This window comes from Allobosea sp. P4_C6 (genome assembly GCF_056402015.1).
Window position 1 is genome coordinate 63,005 of the sequence record NZ_JBFUIF010000016.1, and the last position, 26,781, is coordinate 89,785.

The window sequence follows — 26,781 nt, forward strand, 5'->3', positions numbered from 1 at the left end:
TCGCCCTTGCGCCCGCCAGCAGGCGCGCATTCCGGAGATGGCTTCTGATAATTCGTGCCCGCGGCTCGCGGCCGTGGGCGGAAAAATTCGGCAGCGCCGGCCTAAAAGACGTACGTCCTTAGGTTGAAATCGACGGCTTCAAACCCCATGCTCCGAAGCGTTCCAGCATTTTCGATTACTTGACGTTTCGGACTCGGGAGACCCATGCATCACGGCCCGCTGATCGCCATCATCGTCGCGGGCCTCGGCCTTGCTTTCGTCTTCGGGGCTGTCGCCCAAAAACTGCGGATTTCCCCCCTCGTCGGCTATCTCGTCGCCGGCGTCGCGGTCGGCCCCTTCACGCCGGGCTTCGTCGCCGACCAGAACCTCGCCAACGAGCTCGCCGAGATCGGCGTCATCCTGCTGATGTTCGGCGTCGGCCTGCATTTCTCCCTGAAGGACCTGCTCTCGGTGAAGGCGATCGCCGTGCCGGGCGCCGTAGTCCAGATCGGTATCGCGACGCTGCTCGGGCTCGGACTCGGGACGCTGCTCGGCTGGAACTGGTTCTCGGGTGCGGTCTTCGGCCTGGCTCTGTCGACCGCATCGACCGTCGTTCTGCTCCGCGCCCTGCAGGAGCGGCGGCTGGTCCAGACCGAGCGTGGCCGCATCGCGGTCGGCTGGCTGATCGTCGAGGACATGGCGATGGTGCTCGCGCTGGTGCTGCTGCCGGTGCTGGCCGAGATCATCAATGGCGGCTCGCAGCCGGGCGCGAGCGCGCCGCTGGCGACCCGCTTCGACCTCGGCATCTGGGGCGTGCTCGGCCTGACCTTCGCCAAGCTGATCGGCTTCCTCGCCTTCATGCTCGTCGTCGGCCGGCGCGTCATTCCCTGGGTCCTGCATTGGGTCGCGCATACGGGCTCGCGCGAGCTCTTCCGCCTCGCCGTGCTCGCCGTGGCGCTCGGCGTCGCTTATCTGGCCGCGACCCTGTTCGGCGTGTCCTTCGCGCTCGGCGCCTTCTTCGCCGGCATGATCCTGTCGGAATCGCCGCTCTCGCAGCGCGCCGCCGAGGAGACCCTGCCGCTGCGGGACGCCTTCGCGGTGCTGTTCTTCGTCTCGGTCGGCATGCTCTTCGACCCCGGCATCATCCTGCGGGCGCCCGGCCCCCTGATCGCCACGCTCGCCATCATCCTGATCGGCAAATCCGTCGCCGCCTGGATGATCGTGCGTGCCTTCGGCCGCTCGAACGCGGTTGCGCTGACGATCTCGGCCTCGCTCGCCCAGATCGGCGAGTTCTCCTTCATCCTCGCCGGGCTCGGCAGCGCGCTCGGCATCCTGCCGGCACAGGGGCGCGACCTGATCCTGGCCGGCGCGATCCTCTCCATCCTGTTCAACCCGGTGATGTTCGCGATCGTCGAGCGCCTGGCTCCGGAGGCGCCGGTGGCGAAGCCGAAGCCAGCAGCAGCCCCCGCCGAGACGGCGGAGCCCGAGCCGACTGCTTCCGAAGCCCAGCCGGAGGCGACGCCTGAGCGCGATGTCACCCCGACCAGCCTCAAGGATCACATCGTCGTGGTCGGTTACGGCCGTGTCGGCAGCCTGCTCGGCGCCGGGCTGCTGGCCCAGGGCTCGAAGCTGCTGGTCATCGAGGACAATCCCGACGCAGTCGCGACGGCGAAGCGCGACGGCGCGGAGCTGCTCGTCGGCAATGCCGCCGATCCCGAGGTGCTGTCGGCCGCGGCGGTCGGGCGCGCCATCCGCCTCTTCGTCGCCATTCCCGGCAGCTTCGAGGCCGGCCAGGTCTGCGAGCAGGCCCGGGCGGAGAACCCGACGCTTCCGATCGTCGCCCGCGCCCATTCCGATGCCGAGGTCGCCCATCTCACCAAATGCGGCGCGACGCTGACGATCATGGGCGAGGCCGAGATCGCCCGCGCCATGCTCGGACTCTGCCAGAACCTCGCGGGAGCGGCTCAGCCGGAAGCCTCCCCGCCCGAGGCGAAGCCGGAAGACGCCAGGCCGGACGCAGCGGGCGGGCTCCACCTTGTGAAGCCCCGCGCCTCCGCGTCGGACGATTCGCCCGCCGACCCGTCGGCCGCGGCCTGAAAAAAGGGCGGGGCGCCATGCGCCCCGCCCTTTCGATGTCAGCGGCTTCGCCGAACCCGGCTCAGTCGACGAGGTCGAAGCGGACGTCCTGCACGCCTTCGTAGAGCGTCTTGCGGCCGAGCGTGTAGAGGTTCTCCAGCCCTGAAGTCAGGGTGATGAAGTGGTTGCCGGAGAGCACGCCAGCCTTGCTGGCGAACTGCACGCCGCCATAGGCCAACAAGATTTCGGTCTCGCTGACGCCGCCCGGATACAGGATGATGTGTCCGGGAGCCGGATAGGCCGTGTTGTTCTCGTAGCCGACGCCGAAATCGAGATCGCCGAGCGGCATCCAGACGCCTTCGCCACTCCAGCGCACATGCACCATCTTGCTGATGAACGGCATCTGCTTTTTGAAAGCGGCGCAGGTCTTCGGGGCGGCCTCCAGCTCGAACTTGGCGTCGAACTTGAACGGCCCGGCAGTGACGATCAGCTTGCTCATGAAATCCCTGTCTTTCTGCAATGGGGTCCCGGATCCGGTGAATGCCATTCCGCCGCGCCCTCGCGCAAGAGTGGCTCGGGGAACAAGAGAGGCGCCGGAAAGCGAAGGATCGCGTTACCTCGACCTCAGGTGATCGCGTCCTTGAGATCGAGCGTGCCCGCCTTGCCGATCGCCTCGTAATTGCGCTTGAGCCAGCGCTTCGCCGCCGCGCGCCCCATGTCGCGCAGCCTGAGCAGGAAGGACCATTCGGCGTTCATCCGCGACGAGGAGCTCAGCTCCGCCAGCGGCGGGCCGCCGTCGATCCGGTGCATCAGCACGCGCTTGTACTCGTCGCGTGGCAGCTTGCCGGCATCGACCAGCCGGTTGACGAAATCGATCGCGCGCAGCTCGCGCAGTGTCGAGGCGTTGAAGGTGATCTCGTTCAGGCGATCCTGAATCTCGCGGGCCTTGGTCGGCAGTTCCTTGCGCTGGACCGGGTTGATCTGCACCAGCAGGATGTCGTCGCAATGCGCCTTGTAAAACAGCGGGAACAGGGCGGGATTGCCCATATAGCCGCCGTCCCAATAGGCCTCGCCATGGATCTCCACCGCCTGGAACACCATCGGCAGGCAGGCCGAGGCCATCACATGGTCCGCGGTCAGGTCCCCGCCTTCGAACACGGCGATCTTGCCGGTCCGGACATTGGTGGCGGCGATGAAGAGCTTCACCGCATCGTGGGAGCGCACCTTCTCGAAGTCGATCAGGTCGGAGATGACGCCGCGCAGCGGGTTGATGTTCAGCGGGTTGACGTCATAGGGGCTGGCGACCTTCGAGAACATCTCCAGGAAGAGCAGGCCGGGCGGTGTGCCGTTGCTGCCCCAGGCGCCGAGCATGGTGTCGAGCAGCGAGCGCTCGGAGCCGCCATACTTGCCGTCGACGCTGATCGCCCGCCAGAACGCCTCCAGCTTGGCCCGCGCGCCATCGGCGCCGCCGTCGACCCAGCCCTCGGCCAGCACGACGGCATTCATCGCGCCGGCGCTCGTGCCGGTCAGCGCCTCGATGCCGAGCCGCCCATCCTCCAGGATGACGTCGAGCACGCCCCAGGTGAAGGCGCCATGCGCGCCCCCGCCCTGCAGCGCCAGCGAGATCGTCTTCTCCGCCTTCGGCCCGGCCAGCCCCTTGACCAGCTCGGGCTTGCGGGACGGGCGCCCGCTCATGCGGCGGTCCAGCCGCCATCCATCGGCAGCGTCGCCCCGGTGATCGACTTGGCCGAATCCGTGCACAGGAAGACGGCGAGCGCCGCGACCTGATCGACCGTGACGAACTCCTTGGTCGGCTGGGCGTCGAGCAGCACGTCGTTGATGACCTGCTCCTTGGTCAGGCCGCGCGCCTTCATCGTGTCCGGGATCTGCTTCTCGACCAGCGGCGTCCAGACATAGCCCGGCGCGATGGCATTGACGGTGATGCCATTGGTCGCGACCTCGAGCGCCACGGTCTTGGTCAGCCCGGCAATGCCGTGCTTGGCGGCGACATAGGCCGATTTGAACGGCGAGGCGACGAAGGCATGCGCCGAAGCCGTGTTGATGATCCGGCCCCAGCCCTTTTCCTTCATCTTCGGCAGGGCGGCGCGGATCGTGTGGAAGGCCGAGGACAGGTTGATCGCGATGATCTGGTCCCATTTCTGGATCGGGAACTCGTCGATCGGCGAGACGAACTGAATGCCGGCATTGTTGATCAGGATGTCGATGGCGCCGAAGGCCTTCTCGCCCTCGGCGATGAAACCGGCGATCTCGGCGGGCTTCGTCATATCGGCCGGCGAAAACACCACCTTGATGCCGAATTCCTGCTCCAGATCGGCGCGCAGCTTCTCGGCATCGGCGGCTGGCATAATTCCGTTGATGACGAGGTTGGCGCCCTCCTTGGCGAGTGCGCGGGCATAGGCGAGCCCGATGCCGGAAGTCGAGCCGGTGATGGCGGCAGTGCGATCTTTAAGGAACATGAGCGTCAAGGCTCCTGACAATCGGGGAGAAAATGCTTAGGTTCGTGTTCGAACAAGGCAATGCAACGATTGGATATCATCGCACGTTGCCCGAGGACTCTTCGCAGCGCAACATGACGAAAATGCAGCCAGAAGCCCATGACCACCACGATCATGTGCACCACACGCATGACGGACCATGCCGCCACGCCGAGGACCATCGCCGCCATGCGGCTGAGGCCCTGGCGCGGGCGGAGCGCATCTGCCGCGAGCGCGGCCTGCGCCTGACTCCCATCCGTCGGCAGGCGCTGGAAGCTCTCCACGCCGACCATCGCCCGGTCGGAGCCTATGATCTCGCCGACCGGATTTCGCCGGCAGGCGGGCGGCGGCTTGCGCCGATCTCGATCTATCGCGCGCTCGATTTCCTGGTCGAGCAGGGCTTCGTCCACCGCCTGTCCTCGAAGAACGCCTACGTCGCCTGCCTGCACGGCCATGGCGCGCATGAGGTCGTCGCCTTCCTGATCTGCGAGGTCTGCGGCGGCGTCGACGAGGATTCTTCGCCCGCGATGAAGAAAGCGGTGGCGGCCATCGCCGAAACCCGGCAATTCTCCCCCTCGCACCAGATGGTCGAGATCGTCGGCCGCTGCGAACATTGCCGCAACGCCGGTTCGTGATAGAGCAGCCCTCATGAATGAGCGCGCCTTTTCCTATCTGACGCCGGAACGCGCCGGGCCGCTCGCCCGTCAGCTGACCGTACCGGTCAAGGTCGGCAACGTCACCGTCGGCGGCGGCGCGCCGATCGTCGTGCAGTCGATGACCAATACGGACACCGCCGACATCAGCGCCACGGTGGCGCAGGTCGCGGCGCTCGCCCGGCAGGGCTCGGAGCTGGTGCGCATCACGGTCGACCGCGACGAGGCCGCAGCCGCCGTGCCGAAGATCCGCGAGCGGCTGGACCGCGTCGGCATCGATGTGCCGCTGGTCGGGGACTTCCACTATATCGGCCACAAGCTGTTGGCCGATCATCCGGCCTGCGCCGAGGCGCTGGCGAAGTACCGCATCAACCCCGGCAATGTCGGTTTCAAGGACAAGAAGGACAAGCAGTTCTCGCAGATCATCGAGATGGCGATCAGGCACCGCAAGCCTGTCCGCATCGGCGCCAACTGGGGCTCGCTCGACCAGGAACTGCTGACCGCGCTGATGGACGAGAATGCTGTGAGCGCGCGCCCGCTCGACGCCCGCGCCATCATGCGCGAGGCCATGGTGCAATCGGCCCTGCTCTCGGCCGAGCGCGCCGAGGAGCTCGGCCTCGCCCGCGAATACATCATCCTTTCGGCCAAGGTCTCGGGCGTGCAGGACCTGATCACGGTCTACCGCATGCTCGCGAGCCGGGCGAACTACGCCATCCATCTCGGCCTCACCGAGGCCGGCATGGGCTCGAAGGGCATCGTCGCCTCCTCCGCCGCGCTCGGCATCCTCCTGCAGGAAGGCATCGGCGACACCATCCGCTATTCGCTGACGCCGGAACCGGGCGGGGACCGCACGCTCGAGGTCAGGACGGCGCAGGAACTGCTCCAGACCATGGGCTTCCGCGCCTTCGTGCCGCTCGTCGCCGCCTGCCCCGGCTGCGGCCGCACGACCTCGACCGTGTTCCAGGAGCTGGCGCGCGACATCCAGGACTGGATCTCCACCTCGATGCCCGAATGGAAGACGCGCTATCCCGGCGTCGAGAACCTCAACGTCGCGGTGATGGGCTGCATCGTCAACGGACCCGGCGAGTCCAAGCATGCCGATATCGGCATCTCGCTGCCGGGCACAGGCGAGGCGCCGACCGCCCCTGTCTTCGTCGACGGCAAGAAGGTCACGACCCTGCGCGGCACTGGAATCGCGGACGAGTTCAAGACGATGGTTGCGAGCTATGTCGAGCGGCGCTTCGGCGCCGGTCTCGGCGCGGCTGGCTGACCCTGCCTTTGCGTGCCCCTCGCATTATGCTAGAGGCCCCGGCCTTTCGCTGCACCGCAGCACGCGCGGAGATCCCTTATGGGGCATGAGAAGCAGAATCCTGCGACCGTCCGGCCGGAGGATTCCCGTTTCGGGCTCGACGATGGCCACGGCCATGCCGGCGGGCACGGTCACGGCAAATCGGGCTATACCGCGCTTGCGCTCGGTGCGCTCGGCGTCGTCTATGGCGACATCGGCACGAGCCCGCTCTACGCCCTGCGCGAAACACTGCTCGCGGCGACCGGCGGCGCGGAGAACGTCGTCATTCCGCCCACGGTCGTCATCGGCGTCCTCTCGCTGATCCTGTGGTCGCTCGTCATTGTGGTGACGCTGAAATACGTCGTGCTGCTGATGCGGGCCGACAATAACGGCGAGGGCGGCATCCTGACCCTCGTCGCGCTCGCCCAGCGCAGCCTCGGCCGGGCGCGCAGCCACATGGCCCTGCTGCTCGGCATGATCGGCGCGGGCCTGTTCTACGGCGACACCGTCATTACCCCGGCGATCTCGGTGCTTTCGGCGATCGAGGGCGTCAAGCTGATCACGCCGGCGCTCAACGACTACATCCTTTGGATCGCCTCGGTGATCCTGATCGGCCTCTTCGTGGTCCAGAGCCACGGCACCCAGCGCGTCGCGACCTTCTTCGGCCCGATCATGCTGGTCTGGTTCCTGACGCTGGCCGGGCTCGGCATCTATCACATCGCCGACGACCTCAGCGTGTTCCGCTCGATCAACCCCTATTACGCGCTACTGTTCTTCCGCGACCACGCCGGCGTGGCGCTGGCCGTCCTCGGCTCGGTCTGTCTGGCGGTGACGGGCGCCGAGGCGCTTTACGCCGATATGGGCCATTTCGGGCGCGGCCCGATCCGCGGCGCCTGGCTCTATATCGTCTTCCCGGCATTGTGGCTGAACTATCTCGGCCAGGGCGCGCTCATCCTCTCCGACCCCAGCGCCATCGACAATCCGTTCTACCGGCTCGCTCCGGAGGGCCTGCTGCTGCCCTTCGTCGTGATGGCGACGGTGGCGACCATCATCGCCAGCCAGTCCGTCATCACCGGCGCCTTCTCGCTGACGCGACAGGCGATCCAGCTCGGCCTGCTGCCGCGCATGGAGATCCGCCACACCTCTGAGCAAACCTCGGGCCAGATCTATGTGCCCCGCGTCAACCTGCTGCTGCTCGTCGTCGTTCTGATCCTGGTCTGGTCGTTCCGGACATCGTCGAGCCTGTCGCACGCCTATGGCATCTCGGTCTTCGGCACGATGGTGGTCTCTTCCCTGCTCGCCGCCATCGTCATCCGCCGCCACTGGGGCTGGAGCCTGCCGGCCACCGCCGCGCTCATCCTGCCCTTCCTGCTGGTCGACGTATCTTTCTTCTCGGCCAACATGCTGAAGCTCTTCCACGGCGGCTACGTGCCGGTGCTGCTCGCCATGGGGCTGACGCTGGTGATGTGGACCTGGATGCGCGGCACCAAGATCCTCTTCGACAAGACCCGCAAGACCGACGTGCCGCTGCTCGAGCTCGTCACCATGCTGTCGAAGAGCCCGCCCGCCCGGGTGAAGGGCATGGCCGTCTTCCTGACCAGCGACCCGGAGACCGCCCCGGCCTCGCTGCTGCACAACCTCAAGCACAACAAGGTGCTGCACGAGCGCAACGTCGTGCTGACCGTGCGCTCGGCCGACACGCCGCGCGTCCTCGAGGAGGAGCGCGTGCGCCTCGCCCGCATCACCGACGACTTCTGGCGGGTCGACATGGTCTACGGCTACATGGAGAGCCCGAACGTGCCCAAGGGGCTGGCGATGCTGCGCAAGCAGGGCTTCAAGTTCGACATCATGTCGACCTCGTTCTTCCTGTCGCGCCGCTCGATCAAGCCCTCTCCCCAGTCGGGAATGCCGATCTGGCAGGACAATCTCTTCATCGGCCTGACCAAGAGCGCGACCGACGCGACGAACTTTTTCCAGATCCCGACCGGCCGCGTCGTCGAGGTCGGCACGCAGGTCACGGTCTGAGCAAACGCGGCTGTCATTCCGGAGCAAGCGCGCAGCGCTTGAGCCCGGAACCCAGAACCGGCGGAGCTTGTTCGGAAGAGCTCCCCGAGCCCGTAAGCTCATGCGATATCAGACGTCGGTTCTGGGTCCCGGGCTCGGCCCTTGCAGGCCGCCCCGGAAAGACAGCGCGATTCCTGTCGAGCCCTACAGTCTCTAGTCCAGCCGCGCCGAGGCCGCCTCTTCCGGCACATGCCGCACCCGCTCGCGATAGAGCAGGTAGAGCCCGGAGGCGATGACGATGCCGGCGCCGGCGAAGGTCCAGCCGTCCGGCAGCTGGCCGAAGACGAACCAGCCGAGCAGCACCATCCAGACGATCTGCGAGTAGATGAAAGGCGCGAGCACGGTCGCCGGCGCCAGCCTGTGCGCGAGGATCAGGAGCCAGTGGCCGAAGCCGCCGAGCACGCCGACAAGGATCATCAGAAGCCAGGGCAGCAGGCCCTGCGGCGTCTCCCAGATCCAGGGCAGCAGCGGGATGGTGGCGAGCGTTCCGGCGGCGCCGGAATAGATCATCGTCGTTTCCGATGAATCATGGCCCGAGAGCATGCGCGTCGACAGCGCGTAGAAGGCGAAGCAGAAGCAGCCGAGCACGCTGAGCAGCGCCGCCGGATGCATGCCGCCGATGCCCGGCCGCGTCACCACCAGCACGCCGATGAAGCCGACGGCGATCGCCGCCAGCCGGCGCGGTCCCGGCCATTCCCCGAGCAGCGGCCCGGAGACCAGCGCCACCAGCAGCGGCGCCGCGAACATGATCGAGATCGTCTCGGCGAGCTGGAGATAGCGCAGCGCCACGAAATTGAGCGCCGTCGAGCCGAGCAGCAGCAGCGAGCGCCCCCATTGCAGCCAGGGACGCTTCGTCCGCAGCACGCCCGGATGCGACCACGGATTGATGAGCGCGAGCACCAGGATCATGCTGCCGGCATAGCGCGCGAACACCACCTGCAGCGGGTTCATCGACTGCCCCAGCCATTTCGCGCTCGCATCGAGCATCGAGAACAGCAGGACGGCGACGCCCATCAGGCCGATGGCCATGAGGCGCGCTCGCCCCGCGTCGGACGGAGCCTGGGATGGCAGGGGCACGTGGTTTCGCCATGCTCTGGAGGAATGACGAAGCCAGATTGAACCGATTTAGAGGCCTCCGCCAGCTCAGGAGCGCATGCGCTCCATGCGCAGATCAGGCGTCGCTATCGGCCTCGTCGAGATCGGTGTCGGGATCGTCATGATCGGCGCCGGCCCGGGAAAGGCCCTTGGCGGCCTTGCGCAGCAGCTTGCGCAACTGCTTGCGTTCCTTGCCGTCGAGCTTGTCGAGAAGCTCTTCCTCGACGTCGTTCCAGACCGCGTCGAGTTCCGCGGCGGTCTTCTGCCCGGTTTCCGTCAAGGCGACCTGGACCAGCCGGCCGTCGCGATTGCCGCCCTCGCGCGTCACGAGGCCCTGGAGCGAGAGGCGCCCGATCGTCTTCGACACCGTCGGCGGCTTCACGCGCAGCAGCGAGGCAAGCTCGCCCATCGTCATCGGCGCCGGCTGCAGGGCTTTCAGCGCCTGCTCCTGCCCGGGGAACAGTCCGAGCCCGTTCAGCCGCTCGCCCATCCGCGATCGATGCAGACGCGCGGTGACGAGCAGGGCACGGCCAACGCTTTTCTCGAGTGCCTTGGTCATGGGTCGATCCTTCGGGCCGATCCTTGGACGGATAAGGAGACGCTTCGCCGGCTGCGTATTCGCGCGCGAACATGACAGACGGATGACAATGCAATGTCAGAGCTAAAAGACTGTGAGTTTCGCGGCGACTTTTTGCAGGAAAGCGTCCCGGCTCTCGGGCGTCGAGAGATTCATGTCATAATGCGCCAGATAGGTCGTGCGGGCCAGCGGGTGACAGACCGCACGCAGCGCGCGGCAGACCGCCTTGCGCGGCGGATCGCCCATCAGCAAGGCGCGCCAGCGTGAGCCGCCATAGCTCGTGACGGCCGCAAGCCGGCGGATATTGTGTAGCGCCGGCTGCGCTTTCCCATCGGCCATCCTGAACGAGACTCCCGGCAGGAAGACCCTGTCGAGGAAACCCTTCAGGATCGCCGGATAGCCGAAGTTCCAGACGGGGAAGCACAGCACCAGCGCGTCGGCGGCCCGCACGCGTTCAACATAGCCGGCAACCGGCAATGTGTTGCTGGCGATGTCGTGATAGCCGCGCCGCTCCTCCCGGCTCAGCACCGGGTCGAAGCTCTCGGCATAGAGATCGCAATCATCGACCTCGTGCCCGGCCTGCCTCAGTGTTGCGACCACCGTCTCGTGGGCCGCGGCACCGAAGCTCTCGGGAACGGGATGGGCATAGAGGACGAGCACGCGCATTGCTGAGGCTCCGAGTGCGGGCTGTTTTTGACGGAACCACAACGTCATCCCGGACAAGCCGCGTCTGCGGCGCCGATCCGGGATCCATCATAGAGTTCCGGTGTCCTTCGATGAGTCCCGGGTCAAGCCCGGGATGACCGAGCGGCCCGTTCGCAAGCGTTCTAGCCGACTCCGGCCTCAGTGAGACTGCGGAACAGGAAGGTCTTGCCCGAGCGATAATCGTAGCTCGGGTCCTCCCAGGCGATCATCTTGCCGGGGTTGAGCAGGCCCTGCGGATCGGCCTCGCGCTTGAAGGCGAGCTGCGTCTCGTCGGTCTGCTTCATGCCGCCTTCCTCCAGCGTGTACCGATGCGGGTTGAAGATCGGCGCGCCCATCTCCTCATGAACGGCGATGATCTCCTCCAGCCGCTCTTCCGTGGTGAAGCGCACCAGCGGCAGGCCGAAGCAGGTGATCTTGCCGTCGAAGCGCACGAATTCGAGATGGGCGACCACCTCGTCGCCGAAGCGGGCATGGATCTTGTCGACGAGGTCGATCTGGTTCGGGAAGGGATAGAGCACCTGCAGATAGGTGATCGCGGGGTCRACACGCAGCGCCCGCAGCGTCGTGTGGTTCCAGCCGAGCTCGTAAGCCGGCGGCAGGCCCTTGGCATCTTCGGGCGACAGCTTGTCGGTGCGCAACAGCAGCTCCGCGCCCTTGAAGCGCCGAGCATAGGCGCAGAGCGCATCCACCGCGAAATCGGCGGCCATGACGATGACGAGATGGCTGTCGCGCGGCAGGAACTTGCGATGCCGCAGGAAATAGTCGTGCGGCGCGGGCGCGGCGACGACGCAGAGGTTCTTGAGCGCGAGCCCGTCCTGCTCGCCCACCGCATTGGCGAATTCGGTGGCGGCGCGCAGGCTGTCGAAACCGACGATGACGTCGACCCAGTCATAGGCCGGGCCGAGCGGCATCTCGACCTCGGTGATGATGCCGTTGGTGCCATAGGCATGGGCGACCTTGTGCAGATCCTCGCCGGAGAATTCGAGGATGCGAGGGCTTGCCTCCATCGTCGCGACCTTGAGCCGGATGATGTTGCCCCAGTCGCGCAGGCCACCCCATTTGATCGAACCGACGCCGCCCGAGCCGCCGGCGATGAAGCCGCCGATCGAGGCGGTCTGGTAGGTCGAGGGATGCAGGCGCAGTTCCTGGCGCGAGTGGGCACGCGTCTCGTCATCGATCCGCGCCATGATCGCGCCGGGCTCGGCGACATAGCGGCCGGCACCGATTTCCCTGACCTTGTTGAAGCCGGAGAGGTCGAGCAGCACGCCGCCCGACAGCGGCATCGCCTGCCCGTAATTGCCGGTGCCCGTACCACGCGGCGTGACGGGGATACCGAGCTCGTGGCAGGCGGCGAGCACTTGCACGACCTCTGCCTCGCTCACCGGCGAGACCACGATATCGGCGACGATATGGTCGAGCTGGCGCTTCAGCACCGGCGAGTACCAGAAGAAGTCGCGGCTCTTCTGCTTCACCAGCGCCGGGTTCTCCTCGGTGCGGATGCCACCGAGGCGGGTCTTCAGCGTGGCGATGTCGTAACGTCCGGTCATGATGCTCTGCCCATCAGATGGTCGAGTTCGCGGTAATCCGGCAAGGTCCGGTCGATCGGTCGTCCGGCGACCAGCACCGTGCGATCGGCCTGCGGCCGGGAGAAGAGTTCCGTCCAGTCGCGCGCCCGCGTCAGGATGAGATCGGCCGGCGCTCCCACCGCGATGACGCCGGCGCCACGCAGGCCCATCGCTTCCGCCGGTGTGCGCGCCACGGCCGCAGCCCAGTCCGGGCCAGAATGATCGAGCTGGAGGATGCGCGTGCCCTCGCGCAGCACCTCGACGAGGTCGAGATCGCCATAGGCATAGAACGGGTCGCGCGTGTTGTCGGATGCGATCATCACCGGCACACCGGCCGCCTTCAGCTCATGTAGGGCGGTGACGCCACGCCAGCGCGGTGTGCGGCCCACCCCCCTGTCCTGCAGATACATGTTGCAGAGCGGCAGCGAGACCACGGCGATGCCGGCCTCGCGAACCTTGGCGATGATCCGCGCCTCGTCCTCCGGCGCCTGCAAAGCGAGCGAGCAGCAATGCCCGCACAGGATCTTGCCTGAAAAGCGATGGCGCAGCGCCGCATCCGCGATGTGCTCCAGCGAGCGGGCCGCGGGATCGTTGGTCTCGTCGACATGAAAGTCGAGATCGAAGCCGTTCTCGATCGCCGCCTGAAAGAGGATGTCGAGCGCCCGGTCGAGCTCCGGGATCATGTAGGTGACGCAGCCGAGGATGCCGTCGCCATGCGCCTTCACCGCCGCGATCACCGCCGCCATATGCGCCGGATCGAGCGCCGCATCGGCCCCGAACAGCGGCGAGGCCTGCAGCGCGATACGCCCGGCCCATTCCGCCCTGATCTCGGCATAGGCAGGCCAGGAGATGCCGATCTGCTTGCCGACGGAATCGATATGGGTCCGCATCGCCGCCGTGCCATGCGCGAAGGCGGTGCGTAGCGAGAAATCCATCCGCGCCCGCACATCCTCGGCGGACCAGTTCGCCTCGCGGTCGGCTGCGACCGTCGTCAGCGCACCCGGAAAGGTGCCATCCCGATTGGGGCTGCGCGGCCAGATATGGCCCTTGTCGAGATGAACGTGACAATCGACCAGCCGCGGCAGAACGATCCCGCCGTCGAGATCGACGGCCGGCATCGCCCCCGCAGCCACCATGCCGGCCGGCTCGATCCTTTCGATCCGGCCCTCGGCAATGACGAGATCGATGCGCGCCAGCCCGTTGCGGTCAGCCGCAACCTCGCCGCCCTCGATCAGGCAGGCAGGAGCGCGGAGCTCGGCAAGGCGGAAGGCCGGGGCATCGGGCATGCGGGCGAAACCGGTCGTCACGTTGTCCCTGCCCCTTCCAGCCTCGCGTCTTGGTTCGTCGATACCGGGCGGCCCGTAAGCCCGCAAGCCGCGACGGACGCCCCTCCCCTGCCACATGGCACCCGTGGCCATGTCGCCATCGCATTCGGGCTTGTCCGGGCCGGCCGGATCGCGCATGAGGGCGGCGTCACCCATAAGGACGAGGTCGGACCATGACCGGTGAAGCCCGCATCATCGACGGCAAGGCCGCCGCCGCCGCGCTCAGGGCCGAGATCGCCCGCGAGGTCGCCGTGATCAAGGCTGCGCGTGGGCTCGTGCCGGGGCTGCATGTCGTGCTCGTCGGCGAGGACCCAGCGAGCAAGGTCTATGTCGCCTCCAAGGAGAAGCTGGCGGTCGAGATCGGCATGAACTCGGTCGCCCATCGGCTGCCGGCCGAGACGACCGAAGCCGAGCTTCTCGCCAAGCTCGCCGAACTGAATGCCGACGACAATGTCGACGGCATCCTGGTCCAGCTCCCCCTGCCGAGGCATATCGACACCGGCCGCATCATCGACGCGATCGATCCGGCCAAGGATGTCGACGGGCTGCACCCGATCAATGCCGGTCTGCTTGCCGGCGGCAAGAACAGGCTCGTGCCCTGCACGCCGCTCGGCAGCATGCTGCTGCTGAAGCAGGCGCTGCCCTCGCTGTCCGGACTGGATGCGGTCGTCATCGGGCGCTCGGAACTGGTCGGCCGGCCGGTTGCGCAATTGCTGCTTCAGGCCGACTGCACCGTCACTATCGCCCATTCACGCACGCGCGACTTAGCCGCCGTGGTCCGGCGAGCCGATATCGTCATCGCCGCCGTCGGCCGCCCGCGCATGGTCAAGGGAGACTGGATCAAGGCCGGCGCCACCGTCATCGATGTCGGCATCAACCGCCTGCCCGACGGCAAGCTCACCGGCGATGTGGATTTTGCCGAGGCCGTGAAAGTGGCCGGCGCAATTACGCCCGTGCCGGGGGGCGTCGGCCCGATGACCATCGCCTGCCTGCTCCGCAATACGCTGACGGCGTTCAAGGCGCGGCGGGGGTGAAGTCAACCGCGCGATCGGACGAGAAGGTCTTCGATCGCAGCGCGCAGTGGCGGCAGATCCTCCGCCACCACGGCCCAGACGATATCGGGGTCGACGCGCCAATATTCGTGTCGGATCAGGTTGCCGATGGCCCGAACGTCAGCCCAAGCGATCTCGGGCCTTGAGGCGAGCAGATCATCGGGGAGATGGCGAACAGCTTCCGAGATGATCTCCAGCAACCGTTCGATGCCGCGCTGCGCAAATCCAGCCTTGGCAAAGCTCGCGCGATCATGGCTTGAAGCGGCGTCCTCGATCATCCCGATAGCATCGAGAATGTCTTCGAGGACGACATCGACGCGTCTTGCCATCAGAAGACCCGGACGGCCTCGCTCTCGATCTGGTCCCGCAGCTTCGGATGCAGGCTCGATCGTGTCGTCAGGTCGATCGTGACGCCGAGCTCTTCCGTCAGGTAGCGCTGCATCCCCGCGAGATCGAGCAGCGAGAACTTCCGGCCGGGCTCGACATCGATGAAAATATCGATGTCGCTGTTCTCTCTCGCCTCGTCGCGAGCGGTCGATCCATAGACAAAGGCCGCCTGTGCGCCACGATCGCGCAAGACCTTGGCACGGCAGATCAACTCGGCGGTAGCTTCGTCACGGGTCATGACGCCGATCCTATATCAGATCGGCAATGAACCAAAGGACCGGAGGCTATTCCCCCAGCCGAGATGGTCGGCCCTGAGCCGACCATCTCGGAAACCAGAATTCTCTCGTCACGAGATTCTCGGGTCGAAGCCAAGCTTCGCCCGAGAATGACGCAGACGGTTCCGATCACATATGGATCTGGCGCTTCTCCACCGCCATCGCCGCCTCCTTGACCGCCTCGGCCAACGTCGGATGCGCGTGGCAGGTGCGGGCGAGGTCTTCGGCCGAGCCACCGAACTCCATCAGCACGGTCACCTCGGCGATCAGGTCGCCGGCATGCGGGCCGATGATGTGGCAGCCGAGCACGCGGTCGGTCTTGGCATCGGCCAGCACCTTCACGAAACCGTCGGTATGGCGGATGGCCCGGGCGCGGCCGTTGGCCGTGAAGGGGAACTTGCCGATCTTGTATTCGACGCCGGCGGCCTTGAGCTCTTCCTCGGTCTTGCCGATCGCGGCGACTTCCGGCGCGGTGTAGACGATGCCCGGAATGGCGTCGTAGTTCACATGGCCCGCCTTGCCGGCGATGATCTCGGCCACCGCGACGCCCTCGTCCTCTGCCTTGTGCGCCAGCATCGGCCCGCGCACCACGTCGCCGATGGCATAGATGCCGGCGACATTGGTCTTGAAATGGTCGTCGATGACGACGCGGCCCTTCTCGGTGGCGACGCCCGCCTTGTCGAGGCCGAGGCCCTCCGTATTCGGGCGGCGGCCGATCGCGACCAGCACGATATCGGCATTGAGCGTCTTGGCCTCACCACCGGCGGCGGGCTCGACGGTGACGGTCGCGCCGCCCTTCTTGGCCGTCTCGACCTTGGTCACCTTGGATCCCAGCTGGAAGGTGAAGCCCTGCTTCTCCAGGATGCGCTGGAACTGCTTGGCGATCTCGCCATCCATGCCGGGCAGGATGCGATCGAGATATTCGACGACGGTGACCTTGGCGCCGAGACGAGCCCAGACCGAGCCGATCTCGAGGCCGATCACGCCGGCGCCGACCACGACGAGCTCCTTGGGCACGGCGCCGATCTCGAGCGCGCCGGTCGAGGTCACCACGGTCTTCTCGTCGATCTCGACGCCCGGCAGCGGCGCGGATTCGGAGCCCGTCGCGATGACGATGTTCTTGGTCTCGAGTTCCTGCGTCTTGCCGTCCTCGGCGGTGACGACGACCTTGCCGGCGGCCGGGATCGCGGCCGTGCCGTGGAAGGCGTCGATCTTGTTCTTCTTGAGCAGGAAGCCGACGCCGTTGACGTTGGCGTCGATGGTTTCCTGCTTGTGCGCCATCATGGCCTTGAGATCGAGCTTCGGCTTGCCGACGACGATGCCGAGCTTTTCGAAGGTGTGGCCGGCTTCCTCGAACATCTCGGAGGCATGCAGCAGCGCCTTGGAGGGAATGCAGCCGACGTTCAGGCAGGTGCCGCCATGCGTCTTACGCTTCTCGACGACGGCGACCTTCAGCCCGAGCTGGGCTGCCCGGATGGCGCAGACATAGCCCCCGGGGCCGGTTCCGATAACGACGAGATCGTAGGCCATGACGCCCTTCCGTTGATGGTTTCGAGGCCGCGGACGACGCCGCGGCGGATGGCGGTCGGCATACATCGGTTCTGCGGCAAGCGCTACGTCATTCATGCGTTGACGGCATGCCGCGGCGCTTGCCGCGACTCAGACAGCGGCGCTTACTGCCGGATCACAAGAAAAGGATGAAACGCCATTCGCTGAACATTGCAGATCAGCCCGCTGGAGGGGCACGCCGTCATGTGGAATCAGGTCTATGATCCATTCGGCAACAGCGTCCTGTCGACGCTCGCAGCCGCGCTACCCGTCGTCGTTCTGCTCGGTCTCATCGCATCCAACGCCGTCAAGGCGCACATCGCCGCCGTCATCGCGCTCATCGTCGCCAATCTGGTCGCGATCTTCATCTTCACCATGCCTGCAGGGATGTCGCTGCGCGCGACGCTGCTCGGCGCCGTCACCGGCTTCTTCCCGATCGGCTGGATCGTCCTCAACGTCATCTTCCTCTACCGGCTGACGGTCGAGAAAGGTGCCTTCAAGACCTTGCAGACCACGATCGGCGGCGTCACCGACGACCGCCGCATCCAGCTCCTGCTGATCGCCTTCGCCTTCGGGGCCTTCTTCGAGGGCGCGTCCGGCTTCGGCACGCCGGTCGCCGTCACCGGCGCCATCCTGATCGGCCTCGGCTTCTCGCCGCTGGCGGCATCGGGCCTTTCGCTCATCGCCAACACCGCCCCCGTCGCCTATGGCGCGCTCGGCACGCCGATCCAGGGCCTCAGCCAGGTCACCGGCATCGACCCCTTCCTGCTCGGCGCCATGGTCGGGCGTCAGCTGCCCTTCTTCTCGGTGCTGGTTCCCTTCTGGCTGATCTGCGTCTTCGCCGGCTGGCGCGGGATGTTGCAGATCTGGCCGGCGATCCTCGTCACCGGCGTGTCCTTCGCCGTGCCGCAATTCCTGATCTCGAACTTCATCAATCCCTGGATCGTCGATATCGGCGCCTCGCTGATCTCGATGGCTTGCCTGATCGGCTTCCTGCAGGTCTGGAAGCCGAAGGAGATCTGGACCTCGCCTAAGCTGCGCGGCCACGACATCTCCGACGACGGCAGCCTCGTCCAGCCCACCGCCGGGGCCAAGCCGAGCTCATCGCAGGTCTGGATGGCGCTGACGCCCTGGATCATCGTCTGCATCATCCTGCTGGTCTGGGGCACGGGCTGGTTCAAGAGCGCGGTCAATCCCTGGGCGACCTGGAACTATGCGGTTCCCGATCTCCACAACCAGATCAACAAGGTCGCGCCCGTCGCCGCCAGGCCGAMCCCGGAAGGCGCCATCTTCTCCTTCACATGGCTGTCCTATACCGGCAGCGGCATGCTGATCGCGGCGGTCATCTCTGGTTTTGCGCTGGGTTTCGGCCCGGGCAAGATGCTCTCGATCTACGGCAGGACGATCAGGCTCTGCGCCTATTCGCTGATCACCATCGCCGCGATGCTGGCGATCGGCACGCTGACGCGGCTTTCGGGCATCGACGCCACGCTCGGCCTCGCCTTCGCCGGCACCGGCGTGCTGTATCCCTTCTTCGGCACGCTGCTCGGCTGGCTTGGCGTCGCGCTCACGGGCTCGGACACGGCCTCGAACGTGCTCTTCGGCAATCTGCAGAAGGTCACCTCCGAACAGCTCGGCCTCTCGCCGATCCTGATGAGCGCGGCGAACTCCTCGGGTGGCGTCATGGGCAAGATGATCGATGCCCAGTCGATCGTCGTCGCCTCGACCGCGACGGGCTGGTTCGGCCATGAAGGCACGATCCTGCGCTTCGTCTTCTGGCACTCGATCGTGCTGGCGAGTCTGGTCGGCGGCTTCGTGATGCTGCAGGCCTATGTCCATCCCTTCTCGGCGATGGTGGTGGTGCAGCCCTGATCTGGAGCATCTTCGAGCGAAGTGGATACCGTTTCGCGCGAAGACAATGCGACAGAACAAGAGGCCGGAGCATGTCCGCGATTCAGGGAAACGCGGACATGCTCCGGGATGGATCCGGCGCGGCGGATCGAACTGCCGCGCCGACGCCTCACATCAGCAGTCGCCAGAGCATCATCGCGAGGCCGGCGACCGAGGCCAGCCAGACGACGGTGCGGACCACCGGGATGCCGGTGGCATAGAGAATGACATAGACGAACCGCGCGGCGAGATAGAGCCACGCCCCGGTCGCCGCGATGCCGCCGGCCTTGCCCGTGACGGTGAGCGCAAGCGCGAGTGCCACAAAGGCCGGATAGGTTTCGAGCAGGTTGTCGAGCGCGCGCTTCAGCCGCTGCGCGACGATGCTCTGCGGTTCGCGCCGCTCGTCGCGCGGGCTGAACAGATAGGTCGGCCCGAGATCGGCGGACGTTCCCGCCTGCAGGACGACCTGCACGAGCAGGAGCAGCACGCTCCAGCCGAGAACGGTGATTTCGGTCGTCATGGGAAGTGCGGTCATGGTCCCCTCCAGCCCGGATAGGCGGGGAGCATGACAGCTTGTCGGGTTCAGGCCAATCCGATCACGGGCGCGTCGGCGAAGGCGCGATCACAGCGGCGCGTTGAACGCCCAGACATGGCCGAAGGGGTCGCGCAGCCTGCCATAGCGGGCGCCCCAGAACACGTCGCTCGCCGGCATGAAGATTTCGGCGCCGGCAGCCTCGGCCCTGGCCAGCGCGGCATCGACATCGGCCGGCGCCGGCAGGTTGATGCTGATCGCGACGCCGGTGCCCTTGAGGCTCGTCGGCGCCATGACATGGCCGCCGAATTCCGGGAACTCGTCATGCAGCATGATCTCGCTGCCGAACAAGGCGAGATTGGCGTGCATCACGCGCTCGCCATCCTCGGCCGCCTGCATCAAGGTGCATTGCGCGCCAAAAGCCTTCTCATAGAAGGCGATCGCCGCCTTGCCGCCCCTGACGCAGAGATGTGGCTGCAGCGGCGGAACATTCGGTGGAAAAGCCATAGCTCATCTCCTCCTGCCCCGCCGTCGCGGGTCTGGCCGTCCTCAGAGATCGAGGACGAGGCGCGCCGGGTCCTCCAGGCCTTCCTTGACGCGGACGAGGAAGGTCACGGCTTCCTTGCCGTCGATGATGCGGTGGTCGTAGCTAACGGCGAGATACATCATCGGCCGGATCTCGATCTTGCCGCCGACCACGACCGGGCGCTCCTGGATCTTGTGCATCCCCAGGATCGCCGATTGCGGCGCGTTCAGGATCGGGGTCGACATCAGCGAGCCGTAGACGCCGCCATTCGAGATCGTGAAGGTGCCGCCCTGCATCTCCTCGATCGAGAGCTTGCCGTCGCGGGCCTTCTTGCCGAATTCGCCGATCTTCTTCTCGACGCCGGCGATGGAGAGATCGTCGGCATCGCGCACCACCGGGACGACGAGGCCCTTCTCGGTGCCGACGGCGACGCCGATATGGTAGTAGTTCTTGTAGATGATATCGGTGCCGTCGATCTCGGCATTGACCGCCGGGATCTCCTTCAGCGCCTGGACGCAGGCCTTCACGAAGAAGCCCATGAAGCCGAGCTTCACGCCGTGCTTCTTCTCGAAGACGTCCTTGTACTGGTTGCGCAGCGCCATGACGTTGGTCATGTCGACCTCGTTGAAGGTCGTCAGCATGGCGGCGTTGGACTGCGCTTCCTTCAGGCGGCGCGCGATGGTCTGGCGCAGCTTCGTCATCTTGACGCGCTCTTCGCGCGAGGCGTCGTCCGGCGCCGAGGGAGCGCGGACCTGCACCGGAGCGGGAGCGGCGGCCGGAGCGGCAGCGCCGCCGGTCGCGATCGCGGCCAGCATGTCGCCCTTGGTGACGCGGCCATCCTTGCCCGAGGCGGGGACGGAAGCCGGGTTGACGCCGCTCTCGGCGGCGAGACGCGACACGGCCGGGCCGGAATCGGCGGCCTTGGTCGCCGGCTTCACCTGCGGCTCGCCGGCAATGGCGGCGGTCTTCTTCTCGGCATCGGCGACCGTGCTGGAGCCGGCCTTGCCGGAAGCCTGGGCGACGGCGGCGTCGTCCTTCTTCGGCGCGGCGGCAGCAGCAGCACCGCCTTCGGCGATCGTGCCGAGCAGGGCGCTGACGCCAACCGTCTCGCCTTCCTTGGCGACGATCTCGCCGAGCACGCCGGCGGCCGGGGCGTTGACCTCCAGCGTCACCTTGTCGGTTTCCAGCTCGACGAGAGGCTCGTCGGCCTTCACCGCCTCGCCCGGCTTCTTGAACCACTTGCCGATCGTGGCCTCGGAAACGGATTCGCCGAGGGTGGGTACGCGGATTTCGGTCGCCATGTCAGGCCTCTGTTGTCTCGTTCTCTGGCGGTCGGTTCGGCATCGGCTCGGGAACGCGGATCGGTCCCCGGAAACACCGGTGCGGCATGAAAGCCCGGCGGAGCCCTAAGGGCGCTGCCGGGAGAATAATCAGCCCGCGAAGGCCTCGTCGAGGAAGGCGTTGAGCTGCGCGACGTGCTTCGACATCAGGCCGGTCGCGGTCGCGGCCGAAGCCGGACGGCCGACATAGCGCGGCCGCTTCGACTTCGAGCCGGCATGGCCCAGAACCCATTCGAGATAGGGCTCGACGAAGGTCCAGGAGCCCATGTTCTTCGGCTCTTCCTGGCACCAGACCACGTCGGCACCCTTGAAGCGCGCCAGCTCCTGCGCCAGCGTCTTCAGCGGGAACGGATAGAGCTGTTCCACGCGCATCAGATAGACGTCGTCGAGGCCGCGCTTCTCGCGCTCCTCCAGCAGGTCGAAATAGACCTTGCCCGAGCAGAGCACGACCCGGCGGATCTTCGAGTCCTTGACCAGCTTGGTCGACGACCGGCCGCGCTCGGCATCATCAGCCAGCACGCGGTGGAAGGTCGATCCCTCGGCCAGCTCGCTGAGCTCGGAGACGCAGCGCTTGTGGCGCAGCAGCGACTTCGGCGTCATCAGGATGAGCGGCTTGCGGAAGTCGCGCTTCAGCTGCCGGCGCAGGATGTGGAAGTAGCTCGCCGGAGTCGAGCAGTTCGCGACCTGCATGTTGTCCTCGGCGCACATCTGCAGGAAGCGCTCGAGGCGCGCGGAGGAGTGCTCCGGACCCTGGCCCTCATAGCCATGCGGCAGCAGGCAGACGAGGCCGGACATGCGCAGCCACTTGCGCTCGCCCGACGAGATGAACTGGTCGAACACGACCTGCGCGCCATTGGCGAAGTCGCCGAACTGCGCCTCCCACATCGTCAGCGCATTCGGCTCCGACAGGGTGTAGCCGTACTCGAAGCCGAGCACCGCCTCTTCCGAGAGCATCGAGTTGATGACCTCGTAGCGGGCCTGGTCCTCGCGGATATGGTTCAGCGAGGTGTGGCGCGCCTCGGTCTCCTGGTCGATCAGCACCGAATGGCGCTGCGAGAAGGTGCCGCGCTCGCAATCCTGGCCGGAGAGGCGGACCGGATTGCCGTCGAGCAGCAGCGAGCCGAAGGCCAGCGCCTCGGCGGTCGCCCAGTCGATGCCCTCGCCCGCCTCGACCGCCTTCTTGCGGTTGTCGAGGAAGCGCTGGATCGTGCGGTGCGCGTTGAAGCCGGCAGGCACCGCGGTGATCTTCTCGGTGATCTCCTTGAGCACCGCTGCCTCGACGCCGGTGGCGCCGCGGCGCGGATCGTCCTCGTCCGCGCGGATCGCCTTCATGCCGGCCCAGCGGCCGTCGAGCCAGTCGGCCTTGTTCGGCTTGAAGGACTGGCCGGCGTCGAACTCGACCTCGAGCTTGCTCTTCCAGGCGGCGCGGATCTCGTCGATCTCGCCGGCGTTGAGCACGCCCTCGGCCTCGAGCTTGGCGGCGTAGAGCTCCAGCGTCGTCTTGTGGCCGCGGATCTTGCGGTACATCAGCGGCTGGGTGAAGCCCGGCTCGTCGCCCTCGTTATGGCCGAAGCGGCGATAGCAGAACATGTCGATCACGACCGGCTTGTGGAACTTCTGCCGGAACTCGATCGCGACCTTGGCGGCGAAGACCACCGCTTCCGGATCGTCGCCGTTCACGTGGAAGACGGGAGCCTCGACCATCTTCGCCACGTCGGACGGATAGGGCGAGGAGCGCGAATAGCGCGGATAGGTGGTGAAGCCGATCTGGTTGTTGATGATGAAGTGCAGCGAGCCGCCGGTGCGGTGGCCCTTGAGGCCCGACAGGCCCAGGCACTCCGCCACGACGCCCTGGCCGGCGAAAGCCGCGTCGCCATGGATCAGCAGCGGCAGCACTTTGGAACGCTCGACGATGTCGCCGAACTGGTCCTGCTTGGCGCGGACCTTGCCGAGCACGACGGGGTCGACGATCTCGAGATGCGACGGGTTGGCGGTCAGCGAGACGTGCACGTTGTTGCCGTCGAACTCGCGGTCGCTGGAGGCACCGAGATGGTACTTCACGTCGCCCGAGCCCTCGACGTCATCCGGCGCKAAGGAGCCGCCCTTGAACTCGTGGAACAGCGCGCGGTGCGGCTTGCCGAGCACCTGCGTCAGCACGTTGAGGCGGCCGCGATGGGCCATGCCGAAGACGATGTCGCGCACGCCGAGCGCGCCGCCGCGCTTGATGATCTGCTCCAGCGCCGGAACCAGCGACTCGCCGCCATCGAGGCCGAAGCGCTTGGTGCCGGTGAACTTCAGGTCGAGGAACTTCTCGAAGCCTTCGGTTTCGACCAGCTTGTTGAGGATCGCGCGCTTGCCCTCGCGGGTGAAGGCGATCTCCTTGTCCGGCCCCTCGATGCGCTCCTGCAGCCAGGCCTTCTGCTCGGGGTCGGAAATGTGCATGAACTCGATGCCGACCGTGCCGCAATAGGTCCGCTGCAGGATCGCGACCATCTCGCGGACGGTCGCGAACTCCATGCCGAGCACGTTGTCGATGAAGATCTTGCGGTCGAGATCGGCCTCGCCGAAGCCGAAGGCGGCCGGCGACAGCTCTTCCGTATCGTCGCGGCTCTCGATGCCCAGCGGGTCGAGCTTGGCATGCAGGTGGCCGCGCATGCGGAAGGCGCGGATCAGCATGATCGCGCGCACCGAGTCGCGCGTCGCCTGCTGCACGTCGGCGGCCGAGATCGTGGTGCCCGCGGCCTTGGCCTTGGCGCCGAGCTTGTCGGAAATCACCTTCTCGACCACGGCCCAATTGCCGTCGAGGGCCGAGATCAGTTCGCTATTGGCGGTGACCGGCCAGTTCGGCTTCTTCCAGGACGCGCCCTTGGCGTTCTCCAGCACGACCTGCTTGTCGTCCTGCAGCGCGCCGAAGAAGCTCTGCCACTGCTCGTCGACCGACTTCGGGTCGGCCTCGTAGCGGGCATAGAGATCCTCGATATAGGCCGCGTTGCCGCCATAGAGGAAACCGGTCTGCGCGAGAGCCTCGTTGATGTCCTGGCGAGCCATGATGCTCCTGCCTTCCTTCGCCGCTTGCGTCACGTCCGAACCCTTGCCCGGACATCCTTAGGTTCCGTCATGCCCGGGCTCGGCCCGGGCATCCTGGCGTCATGCTCGGGCTTGACCCGAGCATGACCTGCCATTTTGCCGTCGCATCCGCCGGGACGAGATGGTCGGGTCAAGCCCGGCCATGACGTGCTCCGGCGAGCCGACGCACATCAGCCCTTCAACACTTCGACCAAGGTCTTTCCAAGGCGCGCCGGCGAGGGCGAGACCTTGATGCCGGCCGCTTCCATCGCCGCGATCTTGTCCTCGGCGCCGCCCTTGCCGCCCGAGATGATCGCGCCCGCATGGCCCATGCGGCGGCCCGGAGGCGCCGTACGGCCGGCGATGAAGCCGACCATCGGCTTCTTGCGGCCGCGCTTGGCCTCGTCCTTGATGAACTGGGCCGCGTCTTCCTCGGCCGAGCCGCCGATCTCGCCGATCATGACGATCGAGGTGGTCTTGTCGTCGGCCAGGAACATCTCGAGCATGTCGATGAACTCGGTGCCCTTGACCGGGTCGCCGCCGATGCCGACGGCCGTGGTCTGGCCGAGGCCTTCGCGCGTGGTCTGGAACACCGCTTCATAGGTCAGCGTGCCCGAGCGCGAGACGATGCCGACCGAGCCGGGCTTGAAGATGTTGGCCGGCATGATGCCGATCTTCGACTCGCCTGCGGTGACGACGCCGGGGCAGTTCGGTCCGATCAGGCGGGTCTTGGAGCCGACCAGCGAGCGCTTGACCTTGACCATGTCGAGCACCGGGATGCCCTCGGTGATGCAGATCACCAGCGGGATCTCGGCGTCGATCGCCTCGCAGATCGCATCGGCCGCGCCCGGAGGCGGCACATAGACGACGGACGCCGTGGCGCCGGTCTTGTCCCTGGCCTCGACGACGCTGTCGAAGACCGGCAGGCCGAGATGCAGAGAGCCGCCCTTGCCCGGCGAGGTGCCGCCGACCATCTGCGTGCCATAGGCGATCGCCTGCTCGGAGTGGAAGGTGCCGTTCTTGCCGGTGAAGCCCTGGCAGATGACCTTGGTGTTCTTGTCGATCAGGATGGACATGTCTGCTCCTCAGGCCTTCTTGACCGCAGCGACGATCTTCTGCGCCGCGTCGTCGAGGTCGTCGGCGGGGATGACGTTGAGGCCGGAGGACGAGATGATGTCCTTGCCTTCCTGGACGTTGGTGCCTTCCAGGCGCACCACCAGCGGGACCTGAAGGCCGACCGCCTTCACCGCGGCGATGACGCCGCGTGCGATGACGTCGCACTTCATGATGCCGCCGAAGATGTTGACGAGGATGCCCTTCACCTTCGGGTCGGCGGTGATGATCTTGAACGCCGCCGTCACCTTCTCTTCGGAGGCGCCGCCGCCGACGTCGAGGAAGTTCGCGGGCGATTCCCCGTAGAGCTGGATGATGTCGAGCGTCGCCATGGCGAGGCCGGCACCGTTGACCATGCAGCCGATCGTGCCATCGAGCGCGATATAGGCGAGGTCGTACTTGGACGCCTCGATCTCCTTCTCGTCCTCTTCCGTGGTGTCGCGGAGCGCAACGACCTCGGGGTGACGATAGAGCGCGTTGGAGTCGAACGAGATCTTGGCGTCCAGGCACTTGATCTGGCCCTGGGTCGTCACGATCAGCGGGTTGATCTCCAGCATGTCCATGTCCTTGGCCACGAACGCGGTGTAGATCTGGCTGAGCACGGTGCCGGCCTGCTTGGCGAGGTCGCCCGAGAGCCCGAGGATGCGCGCCATGGCGCGGCCGTGATGCGGCATGATGCCGGTGGCCGGATCGACCGAGAAGGTCTCGATCTTCTCGGGCGTGTCATGGGCAACGGCCTCGATGTCCATGCCGCCTTCCGTCGAGACGACGAAGGCGATGCGCGAGGTCTCGCGGTCGACCAGCGCCGAGAGGTAGAACTCCTTCTCGATGTCCGAGCCGTCCTCGATATAGAGGCGGTTGACCTGCTTGCCGGTCTCGCCGGTCTGCACGGTGACCAGCGTGTTGCCGAGCATCTCCTTGGCGTGGGCCTCGACTTCCTCGACCGACTTGGCCAGGCGCACGCCGCCCTTCGCGTCAGGGCCGAGTTCCTTGAACTTGCCCTTGCCGCGTCCGCCGGCATGGATCTGCGACTTCACGACATAGAGCGGCCCCGGCAGCTTCCTGGCGGCTTCGACCGCCTCGGCCACCGTCAGTGCCGGGAAACCGGCCGAAACGGGCGCGCCGAATTCCTTGAGGATGGCTTTGCCCTGGTATTCGTGGATGTTCATGTGCTCGGTTTCCCTGACAGCGACCGAAAATTGACGAGAGGGCGACGGCGCGAATCCGCGC

23 protein-coding genes are annotated in these 26,781 nt (G+C 66.4%); 6 read left to right on the forward strand and 17 right to left on the reverse strand.

Features of this window, described 5'->3' with window-relative positions; translation table 11 throughout:
* Positions 1-204: 204 nt before the first annotated feature.
* Positions 205-2,076, forward strand: a complete 1,872-nt coding sequence (gene ybaL / locus AC1DVA_RS13655) for a YbaL family putative K(+) efflux transporter (RefSeq protein WP_476806197.1) — start codon at positions 205-207, stop codon at positions 2,074-2,076.
* A 61-nt stretch (positions 2,077-2,137) separates the two neighbouring features.
* Here ybaL and AC1DVA_RS13660 read toward each other — a convergent pair whose 3' ends face one another.
* From AC1DVA_RS13660 to AC1DVA_RS13670, 3 genes are all read right to left on the reverse strand, one after another.
* A complete protein-coding gene (locus tag AC1DVA_RS13660) occupies positions 2,138-2,554 on the reverse strand; it encodes a DUF3830 family protein (RefSeq protein WP_047578809.1) in 417 nt (138 codons plus the stop codon).
* Positions 2,555-2,679: 125 nt separating this feature from the next.
* Positions 2,680-3,750 carry a patatin-like phospholipase family protein gene (locus AC1DVA_RS13665; RefSeq protein WP_476806198.1) on the reverse strand — a complete coding sequence of 357 codons (1,071 nt, stop codon included), beginning with the start codon at positions 3,748-3,750 and terminating at the stop codon, positions 2,680-2,682.
* The gene (locus AC1DVA_RS13670) at positions 3,747-4,532 is read right to left on the reverse strand and encodes a 3-hydroxybutyrate dehydrogenase (RefSeq protein ID WP_476806199.1); all 786 of its coding nucleotides are present in this window, start codon (positions 4,530-4,532) and stop codon (positions 3,747-3,749) included. The genes AC1DVA_RS13665 and AC1DVA_RS13670 overlap by 4 nt, the downstream gene beginning before the upstream one ends.
* Before the next feature lie 113 nt (positions 4,533-4,645).
* On the opposite strand from AC1DVA_RS13670, the gene AC1DVA_RS13675 reads away from it, so the two are divergent.
* From AC1DVA_RS13675 to AC1DVA_RS13685, 3 genes are all read left to right on the forward strand, one after another.
* Positions 4,646-5,185 (forward strand): Fur family transcriptional regulator, encoded by a 540-nt coding sequence (locus tag AC1DVA_RS13675; RefSeq protein WP_265049985.1) that lies wholly within the window; start codon positions 4,646-4,648, stop codon positions 5,183-5,185.
* Positions 5,186-5,198: 13 nt separating this feature from the next.
* The gene (ispG, locus tag AC1DVA_RS13680; RefSeq protein WP_265049986.1) at positions 5,199-6,473 is read left to right on the forward strand and encodes a flavodoxin-dependent (E)-4-hydroxy-3-methylbut-2-enyl-diphosphate synthase; all 1,275 of its coding nucleotides are present in this window, start codon (positions 5,199-5,201) and stop codon (positions 6,471-6,473) included.
* 78 nt (positions 6,474-6,551) lie between these two features.
* Positions 6,552-8,516 (forward strand): potassium transporter Kup, encoded by a 1,965-nt coding sequence (locus AC1DVA_RS13685; protein ID WP_476806200.1) that lies wholly within the window; start codon positions 6,552-6,554, stop codon positions 8,514-8,516.
* Between the two features lie 192 nt (positions 8,517-8,708).
* Here AC1DVA_RS13685 and AC1DVA_RS13690 read toward each other — a convergent pair whose 3' ends face one another.
* The 5 genes from AC1DVA_RS13690 to AC1DVA_RS13710 all read right to left on the reverse strand — a co-directional run bounded on the left by AC1DVA_RS13690 (position 8,709) and on the right by AC1DVA_RS13710 (position 13,783).
* The gene (locus tag AC1DVA_RS13690) at positions 8,709-9,584 is read right to left on the reverse strand and encodes a DMT family transporter (protein ID WP_265049988.1); all 876 of its coding nucleotides are present in this window, start codon (positions 9,582-9,584) and stop codon (positions 8,709-8,711) included.
* Between the two features lie 142 nt (positions 9,585-9,726).
* Positions 9,727-10,209, reverse strand: coding sequence for a MarR family winged helix-turn-helix transcriptional regulator (locus tag AC1DVA_RS13695; protein WP_265049989.1), 483 nt, complete (start codon positions 10,207-10,209; stop codon positions 9,727-9,729).
* 102 nt (positions 10,210-10,311) lie between these two features.
* Complete coding sequence (locus AC1DVA_RS13700; RefSeq protein ID WP_476806201.1) at positions 10,312-10,893, reverse strand: NAD(P)H-dependent oxidoreductase; 582 nt, start codon at positions 10,891-10,893, stop codon at positions 10,312-10,314.
* Positions 10,894-11,054: 161 nt separating this feature from the next.
* A complete protein-coding gene (locus AC1DVA_RS13705) occupies positions 11,055-12,479 on the reverse strand; it encodes an FAD-binding oxidoreductase (protein ID WP_476806202.1) in 1,425 nt (474 codons plus the stop codon).
* Positions 12,476-13,783: a cytosine deaminase gene (locus AC1DVA_RS13710; protein ID WP_476806229.1), complete on the reverse strand. Its 1,308-nt coding sequence runs from the start codon at positions 13,781-13,783 to the stop codon at positions 12,476-12,478. The genes AC1DVA_RS13705 and AC1DVA_RS13710 overlap by 4 nt, the downstream gene beginning before the upstream one ends.
* Before the next feature lie 212 nt (positions 13,784-13,995).
* Here AC1DVA_RS13710 and folD point away from each other — a divergent pair, with 212 nt between their 5' ends.
* Positions 13,996-14,856, forward strand: coding sequence for a bifunctional methylenetetrahydrofolate dehydrogenase/methenyltetrahydrofolate cyclohydrolase FolD (gene folD / locus AC1DVA_RS13715; protein ID WP_476806203.1), 861 nt, complete (start codon positions 13,996-13,998; stop codon positions 14,854-14,856).
* A gap of 2 nt (positions 14,857-14,858) precedes the next feature.
* On the opposite strand, the gene AC1DVA_RS13720 is transcribed toward folD, so the two are convergent.
* From AC1DVA_RS13720 to lpdA, 3 genes are all read right to left on the reverse strand, one after another.
* Positions 14,859-15,203 carry a HepT-like ribonuclease domain-containing protein gene (locus tag AC1DVA_RS13720; RefSeq protein ID WP_265049994.1) on the reverse strand — a complete coding sequence of 115 codons (345 nt, stop codon included), beginning with the start codon at positions 15,201-15,203 and terminating at the stop codon, positions 14,859-14,861.
* Positions 15,203-15,499: a nucleotidyltransferase family protein gene (locus tag AC1DVA_RS13725; RefSeq protein ID WP_476806204.1), complete on the reverse strand. Its 297-nt coding sequence runs from the start codon at positions 15,497-15,499 to the stop codon at positions 15,203-15,205. Before AC1DVA_RS13725 ends, AC1DVA_RS13720 begins: the two co-directional genes overlap by 1 nt.
* Before the next feature lie 166 nt (positions 15,500-15,665).
* The gene (gene lpdA, locus AC1DVA_RS13730; RefSeq protein ID WP_476806205.1) at positions 15,666-17,066 is read right to left on the reverse strand and encodes a dihydrolipoyl dehydrogenase; all 1,401 of its coding nucleotides are present in this window, start codon (positions 17,064-17,066) and stop codon (positions 15,666-15,668) included.
* Positions 17,067-17,288: 222 nt separating this feature from the next.
* Between lpdA and AC1DVA_RS13735 the strand changes: the two genes are divergently transcribed.
* Entirely contained in the window at positions 17,289-18,956 is a 1,668-nt protein-coding gene (locus AC1DVA_RS13735) for an L-lactate permease (protein WP_476806206.1), read from the forward strand.
* Between the two features lie 148 nt (positions 18,957-19,104).
* On the opposite strand, the gene AC1DVA_RS13740 is transcribed toward AC1DVA_RS13735, so the two are convergent.
* From AC1DVA_RS13740 to sucC, 6 genes are all read right to left on the reverse strand, one after another.
* On the reverse strand, positions 19,105-19,509 hold the full coding sequence (locus AC1DVA_RS13740) for an MAPEG family protein (protein ID WP_265049998.1): 405 nt from the start codon (positions 19,507-19,509) through the stop codon (positions 19,105-19,107).
* A gap of 87 nt (positions 19,510-19,596) precedes the next feature.
* On the reverse strand, positions 19,597-20,013 hold the full coding sequence (locus AC1DVA_RS13745) for a VOC family protein (protein ID WP_476806207.1): 417 nt from the start codon (positions 20,011-20,013) through the stop codon (positions 19,597-19,599).
* A 42-nt stretch (positions 20,014-20,055) separates the two neighbouring features.
* Positions 20,056-21,333 (reverse strand): 2-oxoglutarate dehydrogenase complex dihydrolipoyllysine-residue succinyltransferase, encoded by a 1,278-nt coding sequence (gene odhB, locus AC1DVA_RS13750; RefSeq protein ID WP_476806208.1) that lies wholly within the window; start codon positions 21,331-21,333, stop codon positions 20,056-20,058.
* A gap of 129 nt (positions 21,334-21,462) precedes the next feature.
* Positions 21,463-24,420, reverse strand: coding sequence for a 2-oxoglutarate dehydrogenase E1 component (locus AC1DVA_RS13755; protein WP_476806209.1), 2,958 nt, complete (start codon positions 24,418-24,420; stop codon positions 21,463-21,465).
* Positions 24,421-24,629: 209 nt separating this feature from the next.
* Positions 24,630-25,514 carry a succinate--CoA ligase subunit alpha gene (gene sucD / locus AC1DVA_RS13760; RefSeq protein ID WP_265050002.1) on the reverse strand — a complete coding sequence of 295 codons (885 nt, stop codon included), beginning with the start codon at positions 25,512-25,514 and terminating at the stop codon, positions 24,630-24,632.
* A 9-nt stretch (positions 25,515-25,523) separates the two neighbouring features.
* Positions 25,524-26,720 carry an ADP-forming succinate--CoA ligase subunit beta gene (gene sucC, locus AC1DVA_RS13765; RefSeq protein ID WP_265050003.1) on the reverse strand — a complete coding sequence of 399 codons (1,197 nt, stop codon included), beginning with the start codon at positions 26,718-26,720 and terminating at the stop codon, positions 25,524-25,526.
* Between the last annotated feature and the right edge of the window lie 61 nt (positions 26,721-26,781).